The organism is Kineococcus siccus, from assembly GCF_009906795.1.
GTDB classification, from domain to species: Bacteria; Actinomycetota; Actinomycetes; order Actinomycetales; family Kineococcaceae; genus Kineococcus; species Kineococcus siccus.
On record NZ_JAAALN010000234.1, the window covers coordinates 1 to 6,133 of the forward strand.

Sequence of the window (6,133 nt, forward strand, 5' to 3'; positions counted from 1 at the left end):
GGCCACCACGGTGTCGTCGGCGTCGTCCCCGCCCGACGCCGACGACACCGTGGTGGCCGGGGGTGACGGTGCCGCTGGCGGTGACGGGGCGACCGGCGGTGCGGATGCCGACGTGCTCACCCGCGGGGCGGCGGCCGGGGGCTCCGCGGACGCCCGCGGCGTCGACGCGCTGGTGCGCCGGCTCGAACGTGCCTGCACCGCGGCCGGACTGCCCGCCCGCAGCGGGGTGGGCCGGTCCCTCGCCGTGCCCCTGGCGCTGCGCGGCGACGCGGGTGGGCCGGCGCTCGCGGTGGAGCTCGACGGGGCGGACTGGGTGGCCGCCGACGTCCTGGACCGCGAGGTCGCCGTGCCCGCGCGCTGGGAGCGCGCGGGCTGGCACTACGTCCGGGCGTCCGCGCTGGACGTGCTGCGCGACCCCGCGGCGGAGGCGGACCGCATCGGGGGCGTGTGGCACGACGACCTCCTCGCCGAGCGGCCGGCCCGGGGCGGCACCGGGGCGCCCGCGCGCCCGGACGCCCAGCGCAGCGACGCCGACGTCCGGGCGCCGCGGTGAGCGCGCCCGGACCGCAGCGCGACGAGGACCGCGACGTCCCGCTGGAGGACGAGCGCTCGGCCGACGACCGGGACGAGGGGTGGGGCGACGGCCCGGCCCGCGACGACGACGAGCGCTACCTGCGCGAGCGACCGCCGCACTGGGAGTGACGGCCAGGCGTCGCTCCGCGCGTGCTGCCTGACACCGCGTCGACCGTGCCTGACGGACCGTCGACGACCGGCCCGCCGGTCGGACGAGGACTTCCCCGCGGTCCGGAGCTGCCCCCATCATGGCTCTGGGACACCTGCCGGTGTCCCCCCGTCGGGGGACACCCGACCGGTTCCGGCTCGTCGCACGCTGACACCGCGGAGGGTCGCCATGGCCAGGATCCAGCCACGGGTCCTCGACACGACCGCGCCCGCGTGCCGGTAGGGAGCCGCGTGGCGGGGGTCGAGGCCCGGCCGAGCCTGCCGCCGTCCGCCACCGCCGCACCGAGCGGTCCGCGACCGCCGTCCTCCGGGCGGGTCCTCGCCACCGCCCTGCTGGGGGCGCTGGGCCTGGCCGCGGTCCTCGTGATCGCCCCGCCCGGCCGCCCCGGCCCGGCCACGGCGCTGCTGGCGGCGACCGTGGTGCTCACGCAGCTGCGACCGGCCGACCTGCGGCGCTGCCCCGGCCACGTCGGCGTGGACGCCCGGCGGCCGGTCCCGGTCGGCCTCGGCCCCCTCGTCGCCCTGATCGCCACCGCGCAACCGTCCCTGGGTCTGCTGGCCTTCACCGTGCCCGTGCTCCTGCGGGGACTGCGCCGCCCGACCTCGGCACGCGCGCTCGCCGCGGCCCTCGGCCGCGCCGTCGCGGTGGTCCTCACCGCCCACCTCGCGCTGACCCTGAGCCTGGGCACCTCCGTCACCGGCGGTGCGCTCGTCACCGCGCAGGAGCAGTGGCCCGCGGTCCTGGCCGCCGGCGTCGCCGCCGTCGGGGTCGAGGTGCTGCTGGGCGCGGCGCGGCGTCCCCGCGGCGCCGGGTCCCCCGTGAAGGGGGCGGCGCTCGCCGACCGGGCCCGCCTCGCCGTCCTGGGCCTCGTCCTGGTCATGACGGCGCCCGCGCTCACCATCGCCGCGAACGGTGGCGTGCTGCTGCTGCTGGCGGTCAGCCTCCCCGTCCTGCTCGTGTGGCTCACCACGGTGCTGCCGCGGCGGTCCGGCCGCCGCGTGCTCAGCGACTCCCTCACCGGCCTGCCCAACCGCGAGGCGCTCCAGGCCCGCCTGGAGGAGGTGCTCGCCGCCGGCGCGCCCGGGGCCCCGGGGCCCGGGCTCCTCGTCCTGGACCTCGACCACTTCAAGGACGTCAACGACGCCCTGGGCCACCCCGCGGGCGACGCGGCCCTGCGCCAGGTGGCCCGCCGGCTGCTGGCCCGCTCCGGGCCCGACACGCTCGTCGCCCGCCTGGGCGGGGACGAGTTTGCCCTCCTCACCCCCGACGGGCACCGCGCCGAGGAGCTCGCCCGGCTGGTCGTGGACGAGATGTCGCAGCCCCTGCGCCTGCGCGAGCGGCAGGTGCTCCTGCCCGCGAGCGTCGGGGTGGCGCTGGCGCCCCAGCACGGCCGGACCGCCACGGCCCTGCTGCGCAGCGCCGACATCGCGCTCTACCAGGCCAAGGAGGTGCGCGGCCGGGCGTGCGTCTTCGCGGCCCAGCGCGGCGAGGGCACCGAGCGGGTCCGCCTGCTCGGCGACCTGGCCCGCGCCGTGGACGCCGCCGAGCTGCGGGTCGCCTACCAGCCGCAGGTCGATCCCGGCACCGGCCGCCTGCTGGGCGTCGAGGCGCTCGTGCGGTGGGAGCACCCCGAGCTGGGCAGCGTCGCACCCGACCGCTTCATCCCGCTGGCCGAGCACTCGGGGCTCATCCGCCGGGTCACCGAGGCGGTCCTCGAGACGGCCGTGGTCGACGTCGCCCGCTGGCGCGCGGCGGGCTTCGGCGGCGTGACGGTCGCGGTCAACGTCTCGGCGCGGCTGCTGGGCGAGGAGGACCTGCCCGCGCTCGTCGCCGCCGCCCTGACCCGCCACGGTGTCGAGGGCGGGGCCCTGGTGCTCGAGATCACCGAGACGCACGTCGTCGCCGACCCCGAGCGTGCGCGGTCGGTCGTGGGGGACCTGCGCGCCCTCGGGTGCGCCGTGGCGGTCGACGACTACGGCACCGGGCAGTCCTCGCTCGCGCACCTGACCGGCCTCGAGGTCGACGAGCTGAAGATCGACCGGTGCTTCGTCACCGGCATGACCGGCGACCGGGCGCTGGAGGTCATCGTGCGGTCCACGGTCGCCATGGGGCGCGACCTGGGGCTGCGGGTGGTCGCCGAGGGCGTCGAGGACCTGGCGACGCAGCGGGCGCTGGCCGCCCTCGGGTGCCACGCGGCGCAGGGCCGCTTCGTCGGGGAGCCGACGTCGGCCGACGGCGTCCTGCAGCGGCTGCGCGCGCCGCGGCCCGGGCCGGTCCCCCCGGCGCGCGCGGCCGGGGCGACGTCGCGCGGGGCGCTGCCCGCCGAGCGCTGAGCGCTCCGCCGACCGGGTCACCGGGGCGCCCGCAGGACGACGACCGTGCGACCCGCCGCCGCCGTGAGCGCCGCGGCGGTCGCCGCGTCGACCGCCACGAGCACGCTCGTCGCCGTGGGCGCCGCGGCCCCCAGCAGACCGTCGGCCCCGGCGGCGGTGGGCACGGCGAGGACCACGACGTCGGCGGCGAGCCGCTCCGCCCCCGTCGCAGCCCCGGTGACCGGGTCGTCGGTGCGGGCCAGCACGTCCACCCGCGCGCCGGGCGCGAGACCCGTCAGGCCCGCGGGTGACCCGACGTCGACCAGCGCGGCGAGGGTGCCGGGCGGCTGACCCGCGAGGACGCCGGGCCCGGCCGTGCGGGCGTCCGTGACCGGTTCACCGCGCCGCAGCGGCGACCCGAGGACGGCGCCGGCGGGCAGGGCCGGCACCGCCCCGTCGGGCCGCTGGTCCGCGGGCCACCGCACGACGCGCACGTCCGCGGCCAGCAGCGCCGCCCCGGCGGGCAGGTCCCGCGCCGCGACCAGCAGGGCCGCGGTGCGCGGTGCGGGCGGGGCGAGGGTCGCGACCGCGAGGCCGCCCGCGGCGGCCGTCAGCCCGGCCGCGAGCCAGCGGCGCAGCAGCCGCCGCCGCCGTCGCGCGGAAGGGCCGAGCGGGCGGGGAGGGGCGGAGCCGGTGACCGGGAGCGGCGGAGGAGGCACGTCGCCACGCTAGGAAGCGGCCCGCCGGCCGGTGCCGGCCGCCGCACCCCCTGTGGACGACGGCGACGCGGGGCCCCCTGGGGACCCCGCGTCGCGGGACGTGCGAGGGCGCGCGGCCCTCAGGCGGCGGACGGGCTGGACGACCCGCCGGAGCCGCCCCGCGAGGACCCGCCGGACGAGGACCCCGACGACGAGGAGGACCCGGACGAGGAGGAGCCCGACGAGGAGGAGCCGGACGAGGACGTGCCCGACGAGGACGAGCCCGAGGAGCTGGACGACCCGCTGCCGGAGCCCGACGAGCCCTTGGACTCCGACGAGGAGCCCTTCGCGTCGGAGGAGCCCGAGGACGACTCGGAGCCGCCCGAGGACCCGCCCGAGCCCGACGAGGCGCGGGAGTCGTTGCGGTAGAAGCCGGAGCCCTTGAAGACGACGCCGACGTTGTTGAACAGCTTGCGCAGCCGGCCCTCGCACTCGGGGCACACCGTGAGGGCGTCGTCCGTGAAGGACTGACGGATCTCGAACTGGTGACCGCACTGCTGGCACGCGTAGGCGTAGGTCGGCACGTCGACTCCTGGACTCGTGGCTCGTGGGCGGACCGCGCAGGCCGCACGATCGAGCTCCCTGCTGGCACTCGGAGAGCTCGAGTGCCAATCATAGCGACCGCCCGGGGGCGGGGGCGCCGCGGCGCCCCGTGGGTCAGCCGACCCGCACGGTCGTCGTGGTCGTCGCGCCGCCGACGCGGACCGTCAGCACCGCCGACCCCGCCGCGGTGCCCGTCAGGCGCAGCGTGCGGAGGTCGACGACCGCCACCGTGCCGCGCCGCACGGGGCGCCGGCCGTCGGGCCGCGCCGGCACCACGACGACCCCCGGCCCGCCCGTGACCACGACGCCCGCCGCCCCGACCCCGCCCGCGGCCGTCAGCGGCACGCGGGCGCCGCCGAGCGTGGTGACCGTGCCCGCGAGCGCCGCGGTACCGCCCACGCCGACCGCGACCGGTCCCACGTCCACGCCCGTGACCAGGGGCCGGACGTCGGCGCGCAGCCAGCCGTCGTCGCGGCCGGGCAGGTCGAGCAGGGCCGCGGCCGGGCGCGTGGCCCGGTCGGCCTCGACCGTGAGCAGCGTCCACGCGCCGGGGCCGGTCCCCGTCGCGAGGGCGTCGGGCACGGTGACCTCGAGGACGCCCTCCTCGCGCCGCACGCCGGCGCCGTCCCCGCCCGAGACGACCGCGATCCGCTTGCCGGAGGCCGCGCGCCAGCCACCGGCCCAGGACCGCAGCAGCGTCGTCTCGTCGGCGTCGGTGAGGTCCCCGGCGTCGGCGCCGGGCCCGCGGGCGGCCACGACGACGACGCCGGTGACCCCGCGGTCGGCGGCGGCCGCGTCCAGCTCGGCGCGCAGCCAGGGCAGCTGAGCAGGGTCGGCGCCGCGCAGGGTCCCGCCCGCGGAGTCCAGCAGGAGCAAGCGCGTCCCGGCGAGGTCGAGGCGCTGGTGGGTCGCGCCGCCCGCGGACGTCCCCACCTCGCCGTCGCCCGGCAGCCACGTCCACGCCGTCCCGGCCGCGGCCTCCTGCACCGCGCCGCGGGCGAGCTGGACGTCGCCCGCCGTCCCCGCGGCCCCCGGGGCCCCGACGACGTCCCCCGCCAGCAGCAGGTGGCGGGCGCCCGCGGCGACCGCGTCCCGCACCGCGCGCCGCAGCTCCGCGACGCCGGCACCTGTGGCGGCCTGCACGTGGGTGCCGCTCACGACGGCGACGGCCGCGGTCCGCCCCTGTCCGCTCGACCCCGGCCCGCTCGACTCCGGCCCGCTCGACCCCGGCCCGCTCGACCCCGGCCCGCTCGACCCCCGCCCGGGCTGGGCGGGGCCGGCCGCCGGGTCGGGCACCGGCGCGGCCGCCGTGGGCGGGGCCGCGGTGCGGGTCGCGAGCAGCGCCAGGTCGAGGGCGCCCGCCGTGCGCTGCGTGACGTCGGTCTGGGCGAGGTAGACCCGCCCGAGGCTCACCCGCCGCGCGCCCGCGGGCACCGGCACCACGAGGCGCCGCCAGCCCGTCCAGTCGACCTGGTCGGCGAAGGTGACGGGGCGGTCCGCGCCGTCGACGCGCAGCACCCCCCGGAGCCACCCGCCGCGCCCGTCGCCGCGCACCTGCAGGACGACCTCCCGCGCCCCGGCGGGCACCGCGAGCGGCGTCGAGGGCACCGCCGAGGCGGTCGACGTGCCGGCCGGCTGGTCCCGGAAGTCGTAGGCCAGGCGCAGGGCGCCGCCCGCCCCGGGCAGGTCGGGCGCGGGCACGGCGGGTGGCTCCGGGGGGTGCTGCGCGTCGACGGCGCGGACCGCCCCGTCACCTTCGCCGACCAGGTCGACTGGAC

Annotated in this window: 4 protein-coding genes and 2 pseudogenes; 3 read left to right on the forward strand and 3 right to left on the reverse strand. The window is 80.1% G+C overall.

The window, feature by feature from the left end; all coding sequences use genetic code 11:
* The 3 genes and pseudogenes from GTR02_RS18780 to GTR02_RS18790 all read left to right on the forward strand — a co-directional run.
* Positions 1-553, forward strand: a pseudogene (locus GTR02_RS18780) (hypothetical protein); the annotation flags it as partial.
* The gene (locus tag GTR02_RS18785) at positions 550-702 is read left to right on the forward strand and encodes a hypothetical protein (RefSeq protein WP_166609010.1); all 153 of its coding nucleotides are present in this window, start codon (positions 550-552) and stop codon (positions 700-702) included. The pseudogene GTR02_RS18780 and the gene GTR02_RS18785, both read left to right, overlap by 4 nt.
* Positions 703-972: 270 nt before the next feature.
* On the forward strand, positions 973-3,075 hold the full coding sequence (locus GTR02_RS18790; RefSeq protein ID WP_166609011.1) for an EAL domain-containing protein: 2,103 nt from the start codon (positions 973-975) through the stop codon (positions 3,073-3,075).
* 17 nt (positions 3,076-3,092) lie between these two features.
* On the opposite strand, the gene GTR02_RS18795 is transcribed toward GTR02_RS18790, so the two are convergent.
* From GTR02_RS18795 to GTR02_RS18805, 3 genes and pseudogenes are all read right to left on the reverse strand, one after another.
* Positions 3,093-3,773, reverse strand: a complete 681-nt coding sequence (locus tag GTR02_RS18795; protein ID WP_205709601.1) for an SAF domain-containing protein — start codon at positions 3,771-3,773, stop codon at positions 3,093-3,095.
* A gap of 119 nt (positions 3,774-3,892) precedes the next feature.
* Positions 3,893-4,336 carry an FmdB family zinc ribbon protein gene (locus tag GTR02_RS18800; protein ID WP_166609012.1) on the reverse strand — a complete coding sequence of 148 codons (444 nt, stop codon included), beginning with the start codon at positions 4,334-4,336 and terminating at the stop codon, positions 3,893-3,895.
* A 133-nt stretch (positions 4,337-4,469) separates the two neighbouring features.
* Positions 4,470-6,133: pseudogene (locus GTR02_RS18805) on the reverse strand (hypothetical protein); the annotation flags it as partial.